13 protein-coding genes and 1 pseudogene are annotated in these 21,988 nt (G+C 68.0%); 2 read left to right on the forward strand and 12 right to left on the reverse strand.

Translation table 11 applies throughout. From position 1 onward, the window contains the following. Together ABT001_RS32825 and ABT001_RS32830 are read right to left on the reverse strand one after the other, a co-directional pair. Positions 1-2,217: pseudogene (locus tag ABT001_RS32825) on the reverse strand (hypothetical protein); the annotation flags it as partial. Between the two features lie 396 nt (positions 2,218-2,613). Next, the gene (locus ABT001_RS32830) at positions 2,614-3,252 is read right to left on the reverse strand and encodes a ricin-type beta-trefoil lectin domain protein (protein ID WP_351285074.1); all 639 of its coding nucleotides are present in this window, start codon (positions 3,250-3,252) and stop codon (positions 2,614-2,616) included. Between the two features lie 144 nt (positions 3,253-3,396). Here ABT001_RS32830 and ABT001_RS32835 point away from each other — a divergent pair, with 144 nt between their 5' ends. Beyond that, on the forward strand, positions 3,397-3,573 hold the full coding sequence (locus ABT001_RS32835) for a hypothetical protein (RefSeq protein ID WP_351285079.1): 177 nt from the start codon (positions 3,397-3,399) through the stop codon (positions 3,571-3,573). Positions 3,574-3,969: 396 nt separating this feature from the next. Here the strand turns inward: ABT001_RS32835 and ABT001_RS32840 are convergent, their stop codons facing one another. The 8 genes from ABT001_RS32840 to eccD form a co-directional block, all read right to left on the reverse strand. Next, on the reverse strand, positions 3,970-4,329 hold the full coding sequence (locus tag ABT001_RS32840) for a hypothetical protein (RefSeq protein WP_351285049.1): 360 nt from the start codon (positions 4,327-4,329) through the stop codon (positions 3,970-3,972). Then, on the reverse strand, positions 4,322-4,789 hold the full coding sequence (locus tag ABT001_RS32845) for a YbaB/EbfC family nucleoid-associated protein (RefSeq protein WP_502967563.1): 468 nt from the start codon (positions 4,787-4,789) through the stop codon (positions 4,322-4,324). The genes ABT001_RS32840 and ABT001_RS32845 overlap by 8 nt, the downstream gene beginning before the upstream one ends. Positions 4,790-4,830: 41 nt before the next feature. Next, a complete protein-coding gene (locus ABT001_RS32850) occupies positions 4,831-7,542 on the reverse strand; it encodes an AAWKG family protein (protein WP_351285051.1) in 2,712 nt (903 codons plus the stop codon). Between the two features lie 43 nt (positions 7,543-7,585). Beyond that, entirely contained in the window at positions 7,586-8,056 is a 471-nt protein-coding gene (locus ABT001_RS32855; RefSeq protein ID WP_351285053.1) for a type VII secretion system-associated protein, read from the reverse strand. A gap of 79 nt (positions 8,057-8,135) precedes the next feature. Then, entirely contained in the window at positions 8,136-8,447 is a 312-nt protein-coding gene (locus tag ABT001_RS32860; RefSeq protein WP_351285054.1) for a WXG100 family type VII secretion target, read from the reverse strand. Positions 8,448-8,496: 49 nt separating this feature from the next. Further along, positions 8,497-8,838: a hypothetical protein gene (locus ABT001_RS32865; protein ID WP_351285056.1), complete on the reverse strand. Its 342-nt coding sequence runs from the start codon at positions 8,836-8,838 to the stop codon at positions 8,497-8,499. A gap of 170 nt (positions 8,839-9,008) precedes the next feature. Continuing rightward, positions 9,009-10,508 carry a type VII secretion protein EccB gene (gene eccB, locus ABT001_RS32870; protein ID WP_351285058.1) on the reverse strand — a complete coding sequence of 500 codons (1,500 nt, stop codon included), beginning with the start codon at positions 10,506-10,508 and terminating at the stop codon, positions 9,009-9,011. Between the two features lie 30 nt (positions 10,509-10,538). After that, positions 10,539-11,939, reverse strand: a complete 1,401-nt coding sequence (eccD, locus tag ABT001_RS32875) for a type VII secretion integral membrane protein EccD (RefSeq protein WP_351285059.1) — start codon at positions 11,937-11,939, stop codon at positions 10,539-10,541. Between the two features lie 198 nt (positions 11,940-12,137). Between eccD and eccCa the strand changes: the two genes are divergently transcribed. Continuing rightward, a complete protein-coding gene (gene eccCa, locus ABT001_RS32880) occupies positions 12,138-16,073 on the forward strand; it encodes a type VII secretion protein EccCa (protein WP_351285077.1) in 3,936 nt (1,311 codons plus the stop codon). Between the two features lie 371 nt (positions 16,074-16,444). On the opposite strand, the gene ABT001_RS32885 is transcribed toward eccCa, so the two are convergent. Together ABT001_RS32885 and ABT001_RS32890 are read right to left on the reverse strand one after the other, a co-directional pair. Further along, positions 16,445-17,668, reverse strand: a complete 1,224-nt coding sequence (locus ABT001_RS32885) for a S8 family serine peptidase (protein ID WP_351285060.1) — start codon at positions 17,666-17,668, stop codon at positions 16,445-16,447. A gap of 74 nt (positions 17,669-17,742) precedes the next feature. Beyond that, positions 17,743-21,069 carry a right-handed parallel beta-helix repeat-containing protein gene (locus ABT001_RS32890; protein WP_351285062.1) on the reverse strand — a complete coding sequence of 1,109 codons (3,327 nt, stop codon included), beginning with the start codon at positions 21,067-21,069 and terminating at the stop codon, positions 17,743-17,745. Between the last annotated feature and the right edge of the window lie 919 nt (positions 21,070-21,988).

Consider the following 21,988-nt stretch of genomic DNA (forward strand, 5'->3'; position numbering starts at 1 on the left):
CACTCTGCGCCTACCGTCCGGCCCAACAGTGAATTCGAACGGCTCAACCGGCCGTTCGCCGTCCCGACGCCGTGTTCCCTCGGACCCCTCCTCACGAGATCCAGGAGCTACCCCATAAGGCAGCCAACGATCGCTACGCACCTCACCCGAGCCCAACAACCGGCCCGGACCGGACGAACCCCCCGACAGCACACTCGGAGCGGCCGAAGGCACCGTCCCAGCCCCACCAGCCTGCGCCGAGGAGTTCTCGACCCGGCCATCACCCAGGGACAACACACCAGGGCCCGGCCGCCGCACGGCATCGACAGCCTCCGGCATGGTCTGCTCATCAGTCTCGGCCTGCTGCACCATGTCGGCGGCAACCACATCGCCCGAGCCGTCACCAGCCCCGGACCGGGCCGAAGGGTTCACCTGGCCGGACGGCCGGACACCGGCCTGGTCACTATGCTCATCGATACGAGCACGCCCCGCATCGCCGGCCGGCTCAGACACCGTGGACGGCCGACCGGCAGAAGACACAGGCTGGTTGGCGACCCGACCCGGATCGGCCACAGGGCCGGCAGCCTGAACAGCAGCAGTACTCGCTCCCATCGCCGCAGAACCAGCTCCGCCGGAAACCGCACCCGCCGCAACCTGTACCGGCTCCGCGGGTTCCAGCCCCGCGGTCACCTCAGCGGTCGGGGCGTGCCCCTCATCCACCGCCGCTACCTCAGCAGGCCGCCCAGCGACGGCAGACACGCCCGTGCCACTCGAACCCACGGCAGGCAGCGCCTGTGCCGCAACCTCCGTAACACCCCCGGCCGCAGACCCTGTGTCTGCCTCACCGGCCGGACGCGGCCGAGCCCCGCCCGACTCCGCACTTCCCAGGCTCCCGGCCGACGGCACCCCGGCCGACCCCACCGCACCCTGATCCTGTACAACACCCGCATCCGACACCCCGGCATCCGCACCAGACACCGTGGGAGGCCGCCCCGACACCACCCCAGCACCAGCAGCGGCAGCGCCCGTGACACCGGCATTCCCGGCAGTACCAGCAACGCCGACCGCCTCACTGCCCGCAACACCCGTGCCGCCGGCGGCCGGCTCCCCGCCACCGCCCACCGCGACCCCGCCACCGCGACCGTCACCCTCGTCGGTACCGGCCGTGTTCACCCCGGCGTTCTGCGCATCGGCAGGCCATGAAGGGACCTCGGAAGAGAAGCCCTTGTTGAACGCCAGATTGACCGCCAGACCAGTCTTCTCCGCACCCTTATTGAGCCCCTCGCCGACATTGCCACTGATGCCCCCACCCAGGAACGTGTCCCACGAGGTCGCCCAGTTGCCGGTGAAAAGCCCACTGCCCAGAATCTCCGCAAGCGCCTCCGAGCCACCCGAGGCAAGGAAAATGCTGGAAGCGTTGGGCTGCCGGGCGACACCACTCCCCCGGTCCACATGACCAGTCCCCGGCTCGGCCCCCACCTTCACCGTCACATCATCCGCAACACTCTTGGCGAACGCGCCACGCCTGACGTCATCACGGAACAGAGACAAGAACTTCTCGTTGCCACCAACGATGCCGCCGAAGAATCCACCGGCAAGACCACCGAACACCGCGTCCTGCCCGATCTGCCCCCAGTCGAAGTCGTTGAAGCTCTGCTCACCCGACGTGAAAGCAATCATCCCCAGACGGACAGCGAACGACTGGAAAGCCTCCTCGAACGCCTCACTCAACACCGGCAGCAAATGCGTCTTGCTCAGCAATTGATGCAGAATCAGCAGCACCGCCACACGACTCCGCTGCTGCGCGACCACCGCCCTGCCCGCAGTAGCACCACCCGTGACAGCCGACAACCAAAAAAGGGTCTTCAGCTCGATCAGAAGCCGGATGACCTCAGCATTGATCTGCCACTTGCCTTCCATAATGTCGTACGAAGTCTTCACCCGGCCATCAGCAATATCGTCCAACCGCCCCGCGAACTGCTTCAGATACCCCGTACCACCCGAATCCACGAACATACCCATGGCACGCACATAATCGTTCCCCACCTGAGGCGGCAACGCCCTCGCAGTACCCGAAACCGTACGCTCAATGACATCCGACAAACCACGGACATCATGAGCCAAACCCCTGAACGCCGCATGACTGTCACGAGCCAGGTCCTCATTCGCCTGCATCAACCGCTCGCCAATAAGGACGAACAGCATATTGTTCACCAGCGGTGAGACCTGGATTGCCATGTCAGATTCAGTGCTTCCTGCTCTTGTTTCCGGTGGAGTTGCCACCCGGCGACCGAAGGCCCGCGGCCAGGCTCCCGGCCCGCGCGGACCGGCTATTCCTCACGTTTTCGCTGGTGCCATCGGCGGTCGCGACGGCCGCCCGCAATCAGCCTCAGACCGCGCTCAACCTCCGCGGCATGCTCTGCGCCGCAGTGCCGATCTCATGAACCTGCCGGATACCGGCTCGGATCCTCGATGTCCAAGTCCGCCAGCTCCGGCACCGCCTCGCTCGACTGCATGAAAGGGCTGGAAAGTCTCAGCTCCGCCTCAGCCCAGGCCAGAGCCTCCTGCGTCGCTTCAAACTCGGCCAAAGCATCGGCCAACTTCTCTCTGCCACAAGCGACGCAACTGGTAGCCTCAGCCGGCGCTCCACTTCTGGTAGTCCTGTCCGTTGCAATCCCACAGTTGCAACCGGCTGCCGTTTGCCACCTGCTGCTCCCTCACGTCAACGCACTTGTCGGCCTGCGGATTGACCAGGTCGTGCGAGGAGTTCAGCCGGAACTGCTGGGCGGGATGGCCACTGCATCTGGCCAGCTGAATCACTGCGCCGTTGCCGGTCGCCCCCCAGGCGACATCCATACACAGGCCCATGGAACGCACCGTCCCGTCGTCCATGAAACGCCACGTCTGCTGTGCCGCTCCGCTACAGCCCCAGATCTGCAACGGCGTACCGTCACCCTCACCATCCGTGACATCGATACACCGGCCCGAGTGGTGGCTGCGGATGGAAACACCCGGCACACTGGAGGACTCCCCGGACGACCCGGACTTACCCAGAGTCTGAGCCGCGCTGGGCCGCGGCAACGGCTTCGGATCCTCACCCACCGACGAAGAGCCACTGCCCCCCACCCCACGGGCTACAGGTGTCCCGGCAGCGCTCCCCCCTCCCACCCGGGGCCCTCCAGCGCCCCCTTGCCCAGCGGGACTCTTGCCCGAACGCGGCTTCTGAGAGGTGCTGTTCTCGGTCGGCGGCGCTGATTCGATGGGGCCGACCATGACGCTACCCGCGGGAGACCCCAGCACCGTGCCGGGCGTCGCACCAGCGGGAGCCACGCCCTCCTCCTCACCGCCGCTGCTCACCAGGAACGGCACCGCCACCAGAAGAGCTCCCACGATCGCAGCCCCGGCCAGCAGACTCTTGTGCGGCCGCCCAGGCGGGACGTCCGCGGCAGCCTCGGCCGTGCCACCAAACGTCTCACCTGCCTCTACCTCCACATCGACCGCTGCAGCAGGCTCCGCTCCCGCCTCACCGCCCTCACCGACGGCTTCCGCGACACCTGCCGCTTCCGACTCCCCGACCACGCCGACGACCAGTGACGCCGGCTCCTGATCGGGAGTCCCCTGCTCGGCACTGCCTACGGCAGGAAGCACAGTGGTAACGCCTCCGGCCGGGGAAGCCGACAGCATCGCCGGCGAACCCGCAGCCTCCACCGTCCCTGTTGCCGTGTCTCCTTGCGATGCTGCCGATTCCCCGGCCTGCGACGGAATGTTCTGGGTGCCCTGAGGCTGTGCTGTGGTCATCGTGTCATTCCTACGGTGCGACGGGATCATACGAAAATTGCCCTGGACATGCAGCAGGGGCTCGACACCCGGCGGCATGGTCCGGGAACATCTCCCGAGGCGGGCCACCTGACTCCATAGACGGCCGCCCGCCTCTAAGGACGAACAAACAGATTTTTCACCAGCGGCGGGAATTGGATTGCCGTGCCGGAATCAGTGCTTCCTGCCGCTGGTTCCAGTGGAGTTGCCGCCCGGCGACCGGAGGATGGCGTCCAGGTTCCCGGCCTGCGTGGACCGGATGTTCTTCACGTTTTCGCTGGTGCCATCGGCAATGGCGACGATAGCTTCCACTATCGCCCGCATGGTTTCCGCAGCCGTCACGTTCTCCCTCTGCGCATGCGGCTTTGTCGCTTTGGCGAAACTGTCGTCTTCGCCGGGCCAGCCCGCGGTCGGCTTCAGGCCGTTTTCGAAATTCCGCAGCATGCTCTGCGCCGCCGTGCTGATCTCGTGAACCTGCCGGATACCACCCTGGATCCGGGCCGTATCAGCGGCATAGGCATTGGCATCAGACATCGTGATCGTCCTCCCCGTCCTCGTTGATCTCGTCACGCAGTCGGCCACTGCCCCTGCGACCTGCCGCCTGCTCCGGTGCTTCCAGGACCGCGGGACCGAAGATTTCGGCCCAGTCGATGTCCACTCCCGTCAGCTCCGACACCGCCGTACTCGGCTGGGTGAAAGGCTGGAACGTCTCCATCACATGTCGGGACATCTGCGTCCTGGCACGTTCCGCCGCGTCCAGGACACTCGCGGCAAGCTCCCCCGCCGCCATGCTCCGGTACTTGCCCTCCAGGAACCTCAGTGCAGTGAGCTCGCCCTGGTGACCGACGGTCACCTCCACCGCCCGGTCCTTGGACCGCACGGTGAACGACGCTTCCCTCAGCTCCGCCTCAGCCTTGGCCACTGCCTCCTGGGTCGCTTCGAGCTCCGCCATCGCATCGGCCAGCTTCTTCTCAATCGATGCCGGTTCAGTCACCTGATCCTCCTTCGCCCTGTTGCCCTGTCCGTTGGCCGGTGTCACCGGCCGATAACCGCCGGAGCGCCGCCTTCGTCCGCGCCCCAGACGTCCCCGTCCTCGGGCTCCCAACCGGACCGATCCCGGCCGCTCGTCTCCGTCTGCAGGGCACCCTGGGTGCCCTGGCCGCCCGCCGGGAAGTAGGACGACGACGTGGTGGTTCGTCCTCCTCTGGCATAAGCCCTGTCCTCGCCGTCCTCGGCCGTATCAGCACGCGGCTTCGGCCTGCGCGCGGCGGCGCCGTCGCCATCGGTCAAAACGTTGCGGACCCGTTCGCTGTTCGACGAGCCACCGCCCCCTCCGGCTCCGCCGGGTCCACCCATGCCGCCCATGCCGCCCATGCCCATCGGCATCATGGGCATGCCCGTGCCTCCGCTGCCGCTGCCGCTGCCGGCACCATCCGTTCCACCAGCGAAATCCGGGTTCAGAGGAACGGCGCCGCTCGGCAGCCCAGTCTCGGAGGCAAATTCGCTGGGCGGGGGCGCCCCCAACGCGCCTCCGGAATAGGAGGTGCTGTCGTACTCCTCGTACGACGACGTGCCGTCGTCACCGCTCTGGCTGACCGCTGGGTTGAGCTGGGAAGTCGCGAAGTCGTCGGATGTGATTGAGGAATCGGTCGTGTCCGCCACGAATGTGGTTGCTGGAAGAGTCATGCTGCCCCTTCCCACGCCGACATCGCCATTGAGATCGGTGCTGGTCACCAAGTCGTTCAGAGGAGTCAGATCCGGGCGTCGGGCCAAGATCTCGGCATGCAACGGCAGCGCCGTGCTGTCATCGGGCGTGGGGCCAGTGGCCACCGACGGATTCAGAGACTCAGTGATCACCGAGCCGTCGGGACGGGTCGTGACAGCTTCACCGGACGACGGATCAACCACCGTGCTGCTCCCGTCCGGGAACATTGTGGTCAGCTTCCCCTCAGGGTTCAGCGTTGTCGTACTGCCGTCCGGATTCTCGAGCACCACACCCGGGTCAAGAGAGGTGCTGCTTGTCTTCCCGTCCCGCGAGGTCGTGGTCATGGTGCCGGTGGCCGGGTTGAAGACGCTCAGGCCTCCGTCCGGGTGCATGGTGGCCAACGACCCGTCGGAGTTGAGGACGGTGGTGCTGCCGTCCGGGTTTCGGATGCTGCTGTTCGTACCGGCCGGGTCAGATTTCAGGCTGGAGGCCGAGCCGATTCCGAGCAGGGGATTCAGCGGCACGATCGTCGGCAGCCCTGCCGAATCCGGGGACCCGCCGCCGGTGCCGACACCATCGCGCCCGGCACCCTGGCCGTCCAGGCCTTGAAACAGTTTTTCGACGAGGCCGTCCGGATCGACGTTGCGGCTCTGGGGGCTGTCGCCCTGCTTACTCCCGAAGTCGTTCACTCCGCTGATCAAGTCGGTGACGACCTTGCCGAGGCCGGCAAAGCTCTTAGTGAGGGCGTCGTTGGTCTGGTCGAGCTTTTCCTGGTTGAGCTGAGTCTGTTCCTTCTGCCAGGCCTCCGTCAGCGAGGTTCGGCTGGTGGTCTCCACCGGCTGAGTGAAGACTGCCGCAGCCTCGAGCCAATGATTGTTGAGACTGGCCAGGGCATAACGGGCATAGTGTTCGAGTTCATCTTCAACACGCTTGTTCCACCGTTCCACCGCCGCCTCGGCGATCTTCCTGTAGGTGCTACGTTCCGCGAGGTCTCCGTACTTGGGGTGGACTTGGCTGAAGGCCTCGGTGGTGTGGTACGTAGTCGAACGGCCCGAGCGGCTGTCGTGATGCTCGACCTTGCCTACCTGACTGATGTTGTTCTTCACTACCCAGTTCCACACCTCATTCAGCTCTTCCACCACTGCCCGGTGTGGGTCGTTCTTGCCATCGGCGGCCCATGAGTTCCATGCCCTCAGGAGCACGTTGGCCTGCATCGACAGGTCCACCTGAGCTCCCGCCAGGGCTTCGGCGAAGGGAGAGCGGGGCCGGTAGCCGTCGAGCGTGGTATGCAAGGACTTGTAACCCTTGCCTCCGAACTGATCCACGTAGCCGGCATAGTTCGATCGCACCTGAACGATGAGGTTGTGGAAGACCTGGGCCGCCTGCCCCTTCCACGACGCTTGCTCGTCGCCCAGCGACTTCTCCCATCGCTCCAGCGTGTTGCTCTGGTCCTGAAAGAAATCCTTCACCCGGTCGAATGCCTGCGCCGTGCGCGTGAACGCCTTGAGATCGACAGCATGGACGTCCGCGACCGACAACCCGTTGTAGGCGAAATTCTTGGTGGACCGGTCCCCTGTTTGCAACGCCTCGAGCGCCGCTCTGCCTCCGAAGATGTAGCGTGCCGGCGGCGCGCTGTCCCACTTCGCATCCTTCTCGACGACGCTCGTGAACTCGCCGCCAGTCCTCCTGCTCTCGGGCCCCGTGTACAGCACCGCCCTGCCGTTCTCATCGGTGAGCACCCCGATCAACACGATCCGGGCCCGCTGCATATCTACGTTGTCGCGACCCTTCGCCGTGTAGAAGACCAGGTCGTAATCCTCTCCCTCATGGGTCATCCAACCACTGATCGCCGCATAGTCCTCGGGCATGACCGGTCTCATGATCATTTCCTTGAAGCCCATACGGAAAAGGGGAATGTCACCTTCGCTCTTGAGTTTGTCGAAGAGCGTGCTCCTCTTCGGCATCATGTAGCCGGTGAAGAGAGACACGGCCCTCCCCCAGTAGTCATCGGGGTCGGCCTCAAAGGAAGGCTCGGCAGCCATAGCAGCACGCTCCTTGGGTAGGAAGGGGAGGGAGGGACGGCAACTACGCCGCCTTGGAGGTGGAGTTGTCCGAAGCCGGTGTGCCGCTCAGATCGTTGTCGACATCGGAGAAGAGGTCGAGCATTTTCTCCGCACTGATCGCGGTGAGACTCTGGTCCTGATTCTTTTGCAGGACCTTGATCGTCTCCTCCAGGTTTCGGGCGATGTGTTTGAACAGGTTTTGCTCAGCCGTCAGGACATCAACGATCCCCTTGGCAGCATCCGCTACCCGACTGACGAGGGCATTTCCCTTCACCAGCCCGCCTTCAGCTGCCATGAGCCCGATGGCCAGATAGGGATTTTCCTGAAGGTGATCGCCCTCGTGGGCGTGGTACCCCTCTACGAGACTCTTCAGGGCCCGGGCGCCTTCGGGTACGTCCTTTCCGATGTCTACAAGGTCCTTGTTGAAGTCAGCCACTTCGGTGTCGATGAAGGTCTGCAGGTGCGCGGCGTCCAATTGCGTCAGATCGGTCATAGCTCTTCTCCTGGTGGTTGTTCGCCGTCCGGCCAGGCGGCCGGACGGCGAACATTTTCGGACTGAAGAATTCAGCGCCTCAGCGGCCGATTGTGACCTGGGACCAGAGGCCGGCCAGTTGGTTTTCGCTCTGCTTGTAGCTGGATCCGATCTCCGCCAGCAGGCCGGCGTGCGAGGTGAGCAGCCGCTGCATCCCGAGGACTGCCCCGTCCCACTCCCGCTGCCTGTTCTGGTACTCCGTGGCGTCGAGGCCGATCCATGTGTTCTTGAGTGGCTGGAGCTCCGTCTCCAGGCGTTGCACGATTCCGGCGATGAGCTTGGTCTGCTGGGCCATGGAGTCGCCGACATCGTTCAGGTGCGTGTAATCGACGTAGATGTAGCCGTCGTCCATCACAAATCTCTTCTCAGTCGTAGGTGTGGCGGGGGGCCGAGGAATCGGGTCAGGCGCTCTTGAGAGCGTCGAAGACGGCCTGGGACGTGGCAGAGCCCTGGGCAATGGAGTCCATCGCAGCGGCCTGTGTCCTTGCCTGCGTCTGTCGGCTGCCGCCGAGTTTGTCGATCATGTCCTCAACGTTCCTCTGGACGATCGCGCACTTTTCGTCCCACAGCCTCAGCAACTCGCCGTACGCCGCGCCGTCGCCGCCCTTGTACTTGTTCCTGAGGACGTCCTTCGAAGTCTCCACGTGCTGTCGTGACTTCACGATTTCGTTGCGAGCCTGATTGAGAGACTCGATGCCGTTCTGAGTCAGTCGTGCGTCCGACTGCTGCATGTTGCCAGTCATAGTCCTGCCCCTTGAAGGAGATACTTGTGGGTGGGAACAAGGTTAGGACTGCTCCACTTGAGAGCGCCCTCGGTTGAGATATATCTGAGGAACTTTTCTCAGTGATCGAACAACCGGGGCTTGCGTCCCTCTGTTCGCACAGCTCGATCGCCGGCGGGCTGCTCTACGGCCTAGCCCGGCTCTCCCGTGGCGTCTTCGCAGGAAGGCCGGGTGCTGGGGGCTGTACGGCCCTGTGCGGCGGCGCCCGGGGCCAGGTCCGGTCCGGACCTCAGCATGGAGAGCAGCGGGGAGGGCAGCGCCACCACATCGCCGCTCGCGTATCCCAGCGCCTCGAGTGCGGCCCGGGACGGCACCCGGTACTTCACGCCGTTGTCGGCCACGAGGTACGTCGTGTCGCCCACCGGCGTGCCACCTGCGCCCAGCGCCCTCACCAGGGCACCGTGGCCGGGGCGGACGACGACGTCGTCAACCGGCAGGCACGCCGGTGCCGACTCCCCGGGGGCGGTCTGCGTGACCGGGGCCAGGGAACTCAGCGGCACCAGCGCCATGGTGATACGTGTGAGGCCGTCGGCCGACTCCCCCCGGGCGCAGGCGGACATTCCCTCCGGCACGGAAACCGCGCGGGGCGGGGACTCAGGCAGGCCCTTGGAGACCGGCGGCGTGCCCGCGGTGCCGGGCGCCAGATGCTCCCTGAGAACGTCGGCGTTCAGCGGCGCCGCCGTGGGAGAGGCTCCTCCGTAGGCCTTCTCGCGGGTGGCCGGATCACCGAGGACAAGGGCCGCCTCCGTAGCCGTGAGGGGCACCAGGCCTTCCTTCCGCAGCAGGTAGTACTGCTCGTTCGAGCCGGGCAGTTGGGCCAGGTACACCCGCCCCACCGTGCTGCTCCGGCCGGCAAAGGACGGCCCGGCGGCGCCCCGGCCTGGTACGTCGGGTGAGGCCAGGTCCGGGCCGGCGACCAGGGCGTCGAGGAAGGCGGCGGACACCTGCCGCGGCGTCACGGAGCCGTAGCCCAGGGAGACGGCGGCGCCGGAGGCCTTGTCCAGTTCGAGGCGGCTTCCCATCCAGACCAGATAGGTCACCTTGTCCGGGCCGGTCACCAGGAGTCCCTGGTCACCGGAGACCCCCTTGTTCTCCAGGGGGGCGCCCACGACGAGCGTGGTGGCCGCGGTCGTTGTCGTGACCGCGCCGTCTGCGGTGCCGGACACGTTGACGGCGGAGCAGACGTGCCAGGCGCCGTTGTCCAGGTCGTCTGCCGCCGGAACGGACTCCGGGGCGCCGGGGATGCCCACCGGGGCCCCGACCGGGGTTCCCCGCAGCGACGGTGTGCGCACGTCGGTGGTCTTCAGGTCGGCGCCGCCGATGAGTCTGGCCGAGGCGTAGTTGCGTACCGGCCTGAGGCGGCCGTCGATGTACAGGTACCGGGCTCCGGTGTCCTTGTTGACGATCAGACTGTTCCCGGTCCGCCAGGAGTCGTTCCCGCCCGGCACGATCAGCCCGTAGACGAAAGCGCCCGCGGCGATCAGCACCGCGGCGAGCAGGCCGATGAACACACCACGGGTGGTACGTCCCGTCGGACTTTCGGGAGCATCGGGGTCGGCGAGCAACATGCCCGCGGTGAGTCTGCCCATCGCGAATGTGTGGGCCTGTACCTGGTCACGCTTGGACTGCATCGGTTCCTGTCCCTCCCGGTCCTTGCCTGTTCAGCCGTTCATTGCCCGGAGGGCACCGAAGACGCCCAGCACCCAGAGCGTCAGCGGCAGCAGGCTGATGGCCAGGAGCGACTGCAGCAGTTCGGCCGCGCGGCCCCAGTGCGGCGCCATGCGCCTGCCGGGCACCGTCCACGAAGCCACGGCCAGCGCTGCGGCCAGTGCCAGCAGCCCGACGACCAGGGCCGGCCGGTCGGCCGGAGCAAGGCTTGCCGCTTTGCCGACGGCCAGCAGGACGGCTCCCCACATGCCCGGCACCACCAGGGCCAGACGCTGCCAAGCGTTGACCATGCCTCGCCCGTGCAGCAGCAGGAGCAGGGAGAGTGTCGCCGCGGTCAGCGTCTCGGCCAGGCCGGGCTCGTGGGCCAGAGCGACGAGGGTGCCGGCGCAGATGACACCGGTGGCCGTGTACAGGGCGGTCATCCAGTCGCTGGCCAGTTCGGTCCTGACGGCGACGTCACTGCCGCTGTAGGGCTCGATGTCCTCCTGCAACTGCCGGGCGCTGTTGGGCAGAGCGGGCATCCGCATGCCGGCGAGCTTGAAGGACAGCACCGGTATGAAGCTGCCCAAAACGACGACCACTGCGGCCACCCCCGCGCCGGCACTGTCCACGGGCAGGTCGAAGACGCTCATCAGCGCTCCGGCGGCCGCGCAGAGGATCGCGATCAGCGCTGTGGCGATGAAGAAGGGCGTGTAGACGGCCGCCGCGGCCACCGCCAGCACAGCTGCCCCGGCACCCGCCGCGCCGGCGGCCATCAGCCGGGCGCCGAGCACGTGGTGCGCCTGGGGGCCCGCTATCTCTCCTCCGGGCAGCAGCCAGCCCGCCAATGCCAGGCACGGCGCCGCGAGGATTCCCAGCGTCGCACCGGCTGCCGCATCGCCCACTGCCCGACTCGCCGAGGCCGCACCTGCGAGGAGCAGCAGCCCGGCGACGACGGCGGTCACGACGCGCAGGACGAGCGAGCCCGACGGCCAGGCCAGTACTCCCAGGGACGTCAGCACGCAGACGACCACCGCGCAACGCAGCAGGCGGCGACTGGCCTGAGGGTTCCAGCCGTGGAGCCGTTCCCCTGTGACGTTGGCGATCCCGTCGACGAGGTCGTCCAGGCGCACCTCTGGCAGGGCATCGGCTCGCGGACGAAGGTACAGTACCTCCCCGTCCTTGAGGTCCAGCGTCTCGAGAGTTGCTTCCTCGTCGAGTGGGGCTCCGCCCAGACGTTGCAGGGCCCAACCGCCGTGTTCCAGGCCGTTTTCCTCCATGTCACCGTCCGCGTAACTCAGTACGGTCGGCAGAAGGTCGGCAACCGGCACATCGGCGGGTACAGCCAGGTCTATCGTCTTGGCAGGGGCACGAACGGTGATGTGGCACAGGCCGGCCACAGAGCTCTCAGTCATTGGTGGGGGCCACGCTTCCCGGGATTCATCCGCTGGGCTTGGTTCTGAACGCCTGCAGAGTACTGAGACCTTGGGCCGCTCATGGCCCGCTACGCGACTTCCCGTTGATGACCCCGTCCAGGAGCCGAGTGCTCGTTAAGGAGTCAGTAGTTGAGTACCGCCCTATTCCGTCGCCCTGCCCGTCGGCGCGGGCCGGACATGCCCGAGGGTGAACTGACCCTCCAGGAGCCGCCGACGCTGCCGGAGACTGTTCCGGACAACTCGGCGGTGTGGACGTATCTGCCCATGGCAATGATGTCCGTTTCCATGATGCTGGCCTTTCTGCGGCCCGGTGGGTCCGGCAGTGTCTTCACGTACATCGCCCTGGGCATGATGGTCCTGGCCTCGGCAGTGATGATGATCGGCCAGGTGATGCGCCAGAGCAGCGAGCGCAAACAGCGCCTCAGGGGCGAGCGCCGGGACTATCTGCGCTACCTGACGCAGACCCGGCGGCAGGTCCACCGGGCTGTGATCGAGCAGCAACTGGCGCTCGCCTGGCGTCACCCTGAGCCGGCGTCGATGCGTTCGCTGGTGCGGACGACGCGGCTCTGGGAGCGCCGGGTCAAGGACGACGACTTCGCCGAGGTGCGGGTGGCCGTCGGGGACCAGCAACTGGCGCTGCGGTTGAACCCGCTGTCCACCAAGCCGGTGGAGGACCTCGAGCCCCTGTCCGCACACGCGCTGCGACGGTTCATGCGCGCCTACAGCACCGTGCCGGACCAGCCCATCGCGCTCTACCTGCGGTCCTGGACACGGGTGCTGCTGCGCGGGGACGAGGCGGCGGTGCGCGGCATGGTGCGGGCCGCCCTGTGCCAACTGGCTCTCTTCCACGCCCCCGAGGACGTGCGGATCGCGCTGGCTGTCAGCGACGAGCGCCGGGCCGAGTGGGACTGGGTCAAGTGGCTGCCGCACAACCTGCACCCGCACGAGCAGGACGGCGCCGGGCCGGCCCGCATGGTGGCGTCGGACTTCAACGGCCTGGAGGACCTGCTCGGAGGGGAGTTCACCGAACGTCCGGCATTCGACCCCGAGGCCGTGCCCGGCCGTGACGAGCCGTTCACCGTGCTCGTGGTGGACGGGGTCCAGGTGCCGTCCGGGCACCGGCTCGACGGCCCCGGGTTCCGCAACGTGATCGTGCTCGACCTGTCGGAGTCCCTGCGGTGGCGTCCGGGACGAACGACGCTGCGGCTGGATGTGCAGCCGGACGGAGTGCGACTGGTGCGCACGGACCGGAACCGCAAGGAGCAGTCGACCCTGCTGGGTCGTCCCGACGCGGTCGGTCCGGTTGGCGCCGAGGCCCTGGCGCGGATGCTCGCCCCGTATCGCACGGGGCTGACCACGGAAACCGCCGAGCCACTGTCGACGGACGTGGAACTGACGGCCCTGCTGGGAATCCCCGACCTGTCCCGTCATCAGCCGGCCACTCTGTGGGGGCGCAACAAGGGTGCTGCCCGGCTGCGGGTTCCGGTCGCGGTGGGTGGCGACGGAGTTCCGGTGGAGCTGGACATCAAGGAGGCGGCGCAGGGGGGCATGGGCCCGCACGGCATGCTGATCGGCGCGACCGGCTCGGGCAAGAGCGAGTTGCTGCGCACCCTGGTGCTGGGCCTGGCGCTGACGAATTCCTCGGAGACCTTGAACTTCGTCCTGGTGGACTTCAAGGGCGGCGCCACGTTCCTGGGCCTGGACGAACTGCCGCACACCTCTGCCGTGATCACCAACCTGGCCGACGAGGCTGCTCTGGTCGAGCGCATGCGGGACGCCCTGCACGGCGAACTGATACGCCGCCAGGAACTCCTCCGGGCGGCCGGCAACTACTCCTCGGCGCTCGAGTACGAGAAGGCCCGCGCTGCGGGAACGCCGTTGGATCCGCTGCCGAGCCTGTTCATCGTCGTCGACGAGTTCAGTGAACTGCTGTCGGCACACCGGGACTTCATGGAACTGTTCGTGATGATCGGCCGGCTGGGCCGTTCTCTCGGGGTCCATCTGCTGCTGGCGTCGCAGCGACTCGATGAAGGGCGGATGCACCAGCTGGAGAGCCATCTCTCGTACCGCATCGGTCTGCGTACCTTCTCCGCCATGGAAAGCCGTGGCGTACTGGGGGTGCCGGACGCCTACCAGCTGCCGTCGCAGCCGGGCGCCGGCTTCCTCAAGAGCGGCGTGGAAGCCCTGACCCGGTTCCGGGCCGCGTACGTGTCCGGGGCGTACCAACCGCGGCGCGGGGCAGTGGCTCAGGCACGGGTCGCCAGCCAGGTGGTGCCGTGGACGGCCGGCTATGTAGTGCCGCGCACACCTGCCGAGTTGCCGGAGCCAGAGCCGGAGGAGGAGGCCGAGGAGAACGAGAACGGGGCGTCGCTGCTGTCGGTCGCCGTGGAGCGGCTGCGCGGGGCAGGACTGCCGGCCCTCCAGGTGTGGCTTCCCCCGCTGGCCGAGCCGCCGGCCCTGGACGCCCTGCTGCCGGGGCTGACCGCCGATCCAGAGCGCGGGCTCGTCGCCGCCGGCTGGCCAGGCGTCGGCTCTCTGCGGGTGCCGGTCGGCCTGGTGGACAGGCCGTTCGAGCAGCGGCGTGATCCGCTCGTGGTGGATCTCTCGGGCAGCGGTGGGCACATCGCTGTCGCGGGTGGTTCACAGAGCGGCAAGTCGACAGTGCTGCGTACCCTGATCGCTGCTCTCGCGCTCACCCACACCCCGCGCGAAGTGCAGTTCTACTGCCTGGACCTGGGCGGTGGCACGCTGGCCGGGCTGGCGGAGCTGCCGCACGTCGGTGGAGTGGCGAACCGGATGGACGGCGAGCGCATCAGCCGCACGGTGGCCGAGGTCACGGCCGTGCTCAATCACCGCGAACAGCTCTTCCTCGACCACAACATCGACTCGATGGCGACCTACCGCAGACGCCGCGCGGCCGGGGAATTCGAGGACGAACCCCATGGTGACGTCTTCCTGGTGGTGGACGGGTGGGGCACGATGCGCCAGGAGTTCGACGCGCTCCTGCCCGCTTTCGGCCAGATCGCGTCCCAGGGCCTGAACTACGGTATCCACCTGGTCATCTCCACCGCGCGATGGATGGAGCTGTCGTCCCAGCTGCGTGACCAGATGGCCACCCGGCTGGAGCTGCGGCTGGGCGACTCGATGGATTCCGTGGTCGACATCCGCAAGGCCGCCACCGTGCCGCGCAGCCCCGGCCGCGGACTGACGGTCGACAGCAAGCTGCACTTCCTGACCGCCCTGCCGCGTATCGACGGCCGGGAGACCTCCGACGATCTCAGCGACGGGGTTGCCGCGCTGGTGGAACAGGTCGCCGAGCATTGGGCGGGGCCTTCCGCGCCGCCGGTGCGGATGCTGCCGCACCGGTTGCCCGCCGCGCAACTGCCGGAACCGGAACTCGCGGACGGGCTGCGGATTCCTCTCGGGCTCGACGAGGAGACGCTGTCGCCGGTGTGGCACGACTTCGGCCGCACGCCCCACCTGGTGGGCATCGGAGACACCGAAAGCGGCAAGACCAATCTGCTGCGGCTGGTCGCCTCGGCGGTCACCGCCCGCTACAGCCCGAGTGAAGCGCGCATCCTCGTGGTGGACTACCGGCGTGAACTGGCCGAGGCGGTCCCGGAGGAGTACCGCCTCGGGCACGCGGTGTCACTCGATCCCCTGAAGGAGCTGGTGGCCGGATCGGCCAGGGCCCTCAAGACCCGCCTCCCCGGTGAGGACATCTCCCCGGCCCGGATGCGGCTCGCGGACTGGTGGACGGGACCACGGCTGTTCGTGCTCGTGGACGACTACGACATGGTCGGCTCCGGCAGCATCATGGACCACCCGTTCGAGGCCCTTCTCGAGTACCTGGCTCTGGGACACGAGGTGGGACTTCACATGGTGGTGCTGCGTTCCGCGACCGGTGCCGGCCGGGGCCTCAACGACCAATTGCTCAGGCGCCTCGACGAAGTCAACACCCCGGGCCTGCTGATGTCGTGTCCGCCGTCGGAGGGTTACGTCTTCGGCAACATCAAGCCCCGCAACCTGCCGCCCGGCCGGGCACGTTACATCGCCCGCCGCAAGGCCGTACTGATGCAGACGGCCATCGTCGGTGAACAGGGCGAGGAGTAGCCGGCGAGAAGTGACCTCGCGCGGTGCGGCGTTTCGTCCCGGCCGACATGTGCGGATGTGGTTCGAGGGCCTGACGGTTCCGGGGGCGCGGGTGAGCCCGCGCCCCCGGGGTCGCTCGTCGCCGTGTGGATCGTCTGAACGGTGGGGCCCCAGTGCCTGGCCGTGCCCTGCCCGCCGCTGGGGCCTTGAAGCACAAAGGCCACTGTCCGGACCCACGGGTCCGGACAGTGGCCTTGCGTAAACGCGGACGCCGACTGACACCATTTCCCCGGTAGCAACGACTTTCGGGAACCGCTCGCGCAACAGGCGTCGGGGAATCAGACACAGGTACGCAAAGGCCCGTACCCAGCGGTGGTGATCCGCCGTTCGTCTCAGGTCTTCGTCGAAGCGTCGTCCCGGGCCGACCGCCATCCGCGGGCACGGCCTCTCGGGACGATCACGGCGGCCCAGGCTATGAACACGAGCAGACCGGCGCCGGCGCCCACCATCACCAGAGCTCGCCGTGTCGCGCGGGCACCCGCCTCATCCGTCGGCAGCCGCACCGGCTCGGAATCGTCTGCCGCCTCCGCCGGCGCGGCAGAGGGGGCGGCAACCGTGGTGACGGCGCCGTACGCGTCGAGCTGGGGCACACCCGCCGGGTAAGCGGTCGAGGTCAGCCGCCGTGCCGTCTCCCCGGCGGTCAGTTCAGGATGGGCGGACCGGATGAGGGCGGCCGTGCCGGCCACGTAACCGGCGGCGAGCGACGCTCCCGAGCCGACGAAGTGGCCACGTCCCGTCGGGCCGATGCCGACCACACCGTCGCCCGGTGCGGCAAGGTCCACGCGCCGTGGCGTGAGTGTGCCCCGTGGACGGCTGCCTTGCGCACCGAGGTCGATGACGGACAGCACACCCTGCTCGGCCGCGGGCCAGTAGTCCCTGGGCGGGGCGGCGGAGCCAGGGCTTTGGGGGCTGTCGGGGACGGCGGCGGCCACGATCAGCACGTCGTGGGCGGCGGCGTGGGCGACGGCACTCGTGAGCTTCGCGGAGTTGCGGGTCAGGGCCGGGGACACCTGGACGACTTCCGCTCCGGCGTCCACCGCCGCCCGGATACCGGCCGCGACCGTGGTGTCGGTCGCCCTGCCGCGGGCATCGGTGCCCCGCACGGCCAGGATATCCGCCTGCTGGGCCACCCCGGAGAATCCGGAGCCTGCCGCAGTGGCGGCGGCTATCAGCCCGGCCACAAAAGTGCCGTGACCGACGCAGTCGTCGCCTGCCTCGCCGATGGCGGCGACCCTGCCCTTCAGCGTCGGCGCCTCGAGCGACACTCCCGTGTCGACGACAGCCACGGTGACCCCCTCGCCGTCGGCGAACTGCCGGACCCTGGCAAACTGCAGCTCCTGCTGCTCCCGAGGCATCCCGTCGACCACCTTTTCTGAGCCGCCGGTGCAGGCGGCCCCGTCCGCCAGCTGGGACGGCATTGCGGGCAGGCGCACCGGCTCACGGGCCACGGCGCCGGCCTGCGCGGTGCCGCCCATGGCCAGCGTGGACGTGGACAGGAGAGTGAGCAGGGCCGCCATCGACGAGTGGCGGAGCGTGTGACGGCGCATTGTGTGCATCCTGGAAACGTAGACAGTGTCCGGTCATGGTCGTTGGGCCTCGTGTGCTTCGCGGACGCCCCACCCGCCGCTCATCACTCGGCTACCGCCTCCCCCTGCAGCGCGTCCTGGGGCAGGAGCAGGCGCAGGTCCTCAACGCCGGGGGCGGCCATCGTGCTCAGGCGGCCGGCCTGGCGCGTCATCATGCCTTCCAGGACCTGGCGGGCCAGGCGCCCGTTGCCGAAGGAGCGGTCACGCGGCACCGACTCGAAGTACGTCCGCAGTACCTGGCCGGTGCCCGGACCGCACTCGTACCCGGAGGTGGCCGCGTGCTGCCGCACGATGGTGACGAGTTCGTCCGAGGAGTAGTTGGTGAATTCCACGCGCCGGGAGAAGCGGGACGAGAGGCCCGGGTTGGAGGAGAGGAATCGCTCCATCTCCTCGGTGTAGCCGGCGACGATGACCACCACCTCGTCCCGATGGTCCTCCATGAGCTTCAGCAAGGTGTCCACCGCCTCCTGCCCGAAGTCCGAGGAGGAGCCGGGCCCGGTGGGCGTGAGCGTGTACGCCTCGTCGACGAAGAGAACGCCTCCCAGGGCCCGTTCGAAGGCGTCACGGGTGAGTTGGGCCGTGTGGCCGACGTACCGGCCGACGAGGTCGGCGCGGGCCACCTCGACGAGCTGGCCGCGGGGCAGCACGCCCAGCGAGACGAGCAGCTCACCGTAGAGCCGTGCCACTGTGGTCTTGCCTGTGCCGGGCGGGCCGGTGAAGACCAGGTGGTGGCTGATCTGCGGCGCGGGCAGTCCCGCGGCCTCCCGCTGGCGTGTGACGGACAGCAGGTTGACGAGGTTGGTGACGTCCCGCTTGACGCCGGCCAGTCCCACCAGGTCACCGAGTCGGGCCAGCGGGTTGTTCTCGCTGTCCGCGGGTGCGGCCTCCTCGGAGACGGCTCGTGCGGCTTCCTCCCCCACGTCCTCGGGCAGCAGCATTGGCAGGTCCTCCGCCGTCATGTTGGTGAGCGTGGCCAGCCGGGACGCCTGGCGGTCCACCATCTGCTCGAACACCTGGCGGGCCGCCCGGCCGTTACCGAAGGACCCGTCCTTGGGCATGCGCTCGAAATGCACCGTGAGTGCCTTGTGCGTGGCGGCACCGAGCACGTACTGGTGCCCCGCACACATGCTCTCCATGATGGCCACCAGTTCGGGCACCGAATAGTTCTCGAACTCCACGGTGCGGGAGAAGCGCGAAGCCAGACCTGGATTGGATGCCAGGAAACTCTCCATCTCGGCGGAGTAGCCGGCGGCCACGACCACCACGTCGTCGCGGTGGTCCTCCATGAGCTTGAGGAGCGTGTCGACGGCTTCCCGTCCGAAGTCGGCGCCGGAACCGCGGCCGTCGGACAGCAGGGTGTACGCCTCGTCGATGAACAGGACGCCCCCCAGAGCGCGGTTGAAGGCCTCGGTGGTCTTGATGGCGGTACCGCCGATGACCTGGGCCACCAGGTCGGCCCGGGAGACCTCCACCAGGTGACCTGAGCGCAGCGCACCGAGCTCCGCCAGGATCGTCCCGTAGAGCCGGGCCACCGTGGTCTTGCCGGTGCCGGGCGGGCCCGCGAACACGAGGTGGCGGCTCATCGGCGGAGCGGCCATGCCCAACCGGGTGCGGTGCTGGGCCAGCCGCGTGAGGTTGACCAGCGTACGCACCTGGTGCTTGACGTTGTCGAGGCCGATCAGAGCGTCAAGGGCGGACAGTGGACCGTCCTCGCGGCTCAGCCATGCGTCCTCGCCCCCTATTGCGTTGTCCCCGGCGCCACCGGCTGCCCCGGCGCCCCAGGAGTCCGGCTTCCCGTTGCCCGTGCTGACCAGTCCTTCGACGGCGAGCCGCTCACCGGGCCGGGACTGGAGGAGCCCGCCGCCGCCGTTGTCCCGGACGGTGCAGTTGACGACGGAGACGGGCGCGGCGGACTCGATGCGGAACCCGTCGCCGGCGCTGCCGCTGACCTCGCAGGAGTTGAACGAGCCGCGGCCGTCCTCGGCGATCCGGACACCATGGCGGCCGCTGCCGCCCACCCTGACGCGGGTGGCGGTCAGCTCGCCTTCCTCGTCGACGGTGACACCCGAGTCCTTGGCACCGGCGATCTCCAGATCCCGTACGGTCAGGATTCCGCCGGCGGCGATCGACAGGCCCGTTTCTGCGGCCGAGGTGACGGCGCCGCCGCCGACGTACAGGTTGCCGTCGCCTTCGACCCTGATGCCGCAGCGGCCGGCCACGTCGATGGTGCAGTCCTCCAGCCGTCCCCTGCCGTCCTTCACGATCTCCACACCGTGACCGCGGGGAGCGCTGATCCGCGCCCGACGGATGAGCGGATTGGCTCCCGTGCGGATGGAAACGCCCGTTCCCTGGGCGTCGATGACTTCGAGGCGGTCCAGCTCGGCCGCCGACTCCTCCTCCAGCAGCACCGCGGTCGTGGCGCAGTCCCGGACGGTGAGCCCGACGAGCACGGGGGACGACGGTCCGCTCACGCGCAGCGCGGGGGACTGCGCGGCGTCCAGCCAGCAGTCCTCGAACGTGCCCCGGGAGCGGTCGCCGACCAGCAGGCCGTGCCCCTTGGTACGAGCGGTCCGGCAACGGCGCAGCACCGGGTCGCTGCCTCCGGTGACCGCGATGCCGACCCCGGTGGTGCCGGTGACCCGCACGTCCTCGAGTACCGTTCGGGCCTGGCTGTTCAGCATGATGCCCGTGCTCGTGTCGTGGACGACGGTGCGCAGCACCTGAGTTGTGCTGTTGCCCTCCAGGGCGATGGCCGGCTTGTCGGTCGAGGAGATGTCGCACTCCTCGACCGATCCCTGTGCTTCTCCGTTGGCAAGCACGCCGTTCCCGCGGGCGTTGCGGATGGTGCAGCCACGCAGTGTGATCCGGCCTCGCTCGCCGATCACCACCCCAGTGGTGCCGAGGTGTTCGATGGTGCAGGACTCGACGGAGCTCTCGACCTCGGAGGTGGCCACGATCCCGGCGCCGCCCGGATTGCTGACCCGGCAGTCGCGGAGGGCGAGCGAGCCGCCGCCCCGGGTGAGCATGGCTGTCCAGGCAGAGCCGGTGATCTCGCAGCCTTCCATCGCGACCTGCCCGCGCGGGGCGTCGACGACCGGCAGCTCCTCGTCCCGCCCGCGCAGCACCAAGTCGGTCAGCATCGCGGCCTCCGCCTTGAGCACGATCGCGCTGCCGCGACGCGGTGCTATCTCCACGGTGCCGCGGGATTGCTCCGCGACGATGGTGACCGGGGTGGTGATGGTCAGGTTCTCGGTGTAGACGCCGGGCGAGACTCTGACGACAGCACCACTGCGCGCCCTGGCCAGGGCCTCACCAATCGTCCGAAAGCCGTCGGGCCGCTCCGGGCTGACCGCAAGTACCTGGCGTGACACGCACTTTCCTCCTCCGTTCGGCACCGTAGCGGCGGCGGCCGCGAGACCCTGGTGCCAGGAATGGGCAGGGCCATCATGCCGGTACCGAGGTGTCGAACTGCTCCATGGGGGCATCGACTTCGCGCCGCACAGCATGCTGGGACCCATCTCACCACGAAGCCGGCTCTGCGGCGGGGTGGTCGGCTGCACACCATTTCGGCGCCCGCCGCAGCCAGTGACGAGCGGCAGGCTCCATACAGGCCGACGGCCGTGTGTGGATGGCACGTTCCACGAGACTGCCAACTGCGGCCATCTCGCTTCAGTCCAAGAGGAACTTCACTCATGGAATGAACAAAGACGTGGGTGGACGCGAGCGAGCCTTCGCTGCGCAAGAGTAGTGAGCATTGCCTACTACGGCGATTCACCATACCCGCAGGGGGTACGAGTTCGGAGCAGGCCACTTCCACCGCCGATGCGCTACGAACACTCGCCTCCCCGGGGGATCCGCACACGCCCCGGACTCAGGCGAGCGACAGGAAAAGCTTCTCCAGGCGCGTCCGCATCGGTGCGGAGTCGCCTCTCGGTTCCACGAGTTCACGCACCCCCGGTGAATGCGCCAGGGTCACTCGCCGGACGCACACAACGTCCTGCCAGACCGCCTGGAGGACGCCGCGGCGCCACTGCGCGCTGCCTCGACCCGCACACCTCAACCGGTCGCCTGCGCCTCCGGAGTCCGCTCCTCCGAAGCCTGCGCCCGGCCAGACACCCCAGGCATCGAGGCAGCGGCCTCGGACGGCGGCACCACAGCATGGGCAGCAGACGAGCAGCTTGCCAGAACCTACGCGTCCTACCCGAGGAGGCCAGGTCCGCCTGGTCGCCGCCGGATCCCCGGTTCTCGTCGGCCTGCTGGCCGGACTGGACCTGCCGCGCCTGACGTACT

This window comes from Streptomyces sp. NPDC002793 (assembly GCF_040295485.1).
In the GTDB taxonomy this organism is placed as follows: domain Bacteria; phylum Actinomycetota; class Actinomycetes; order Streptomycetales; family Streptomycetaceae; genus Streptomyces.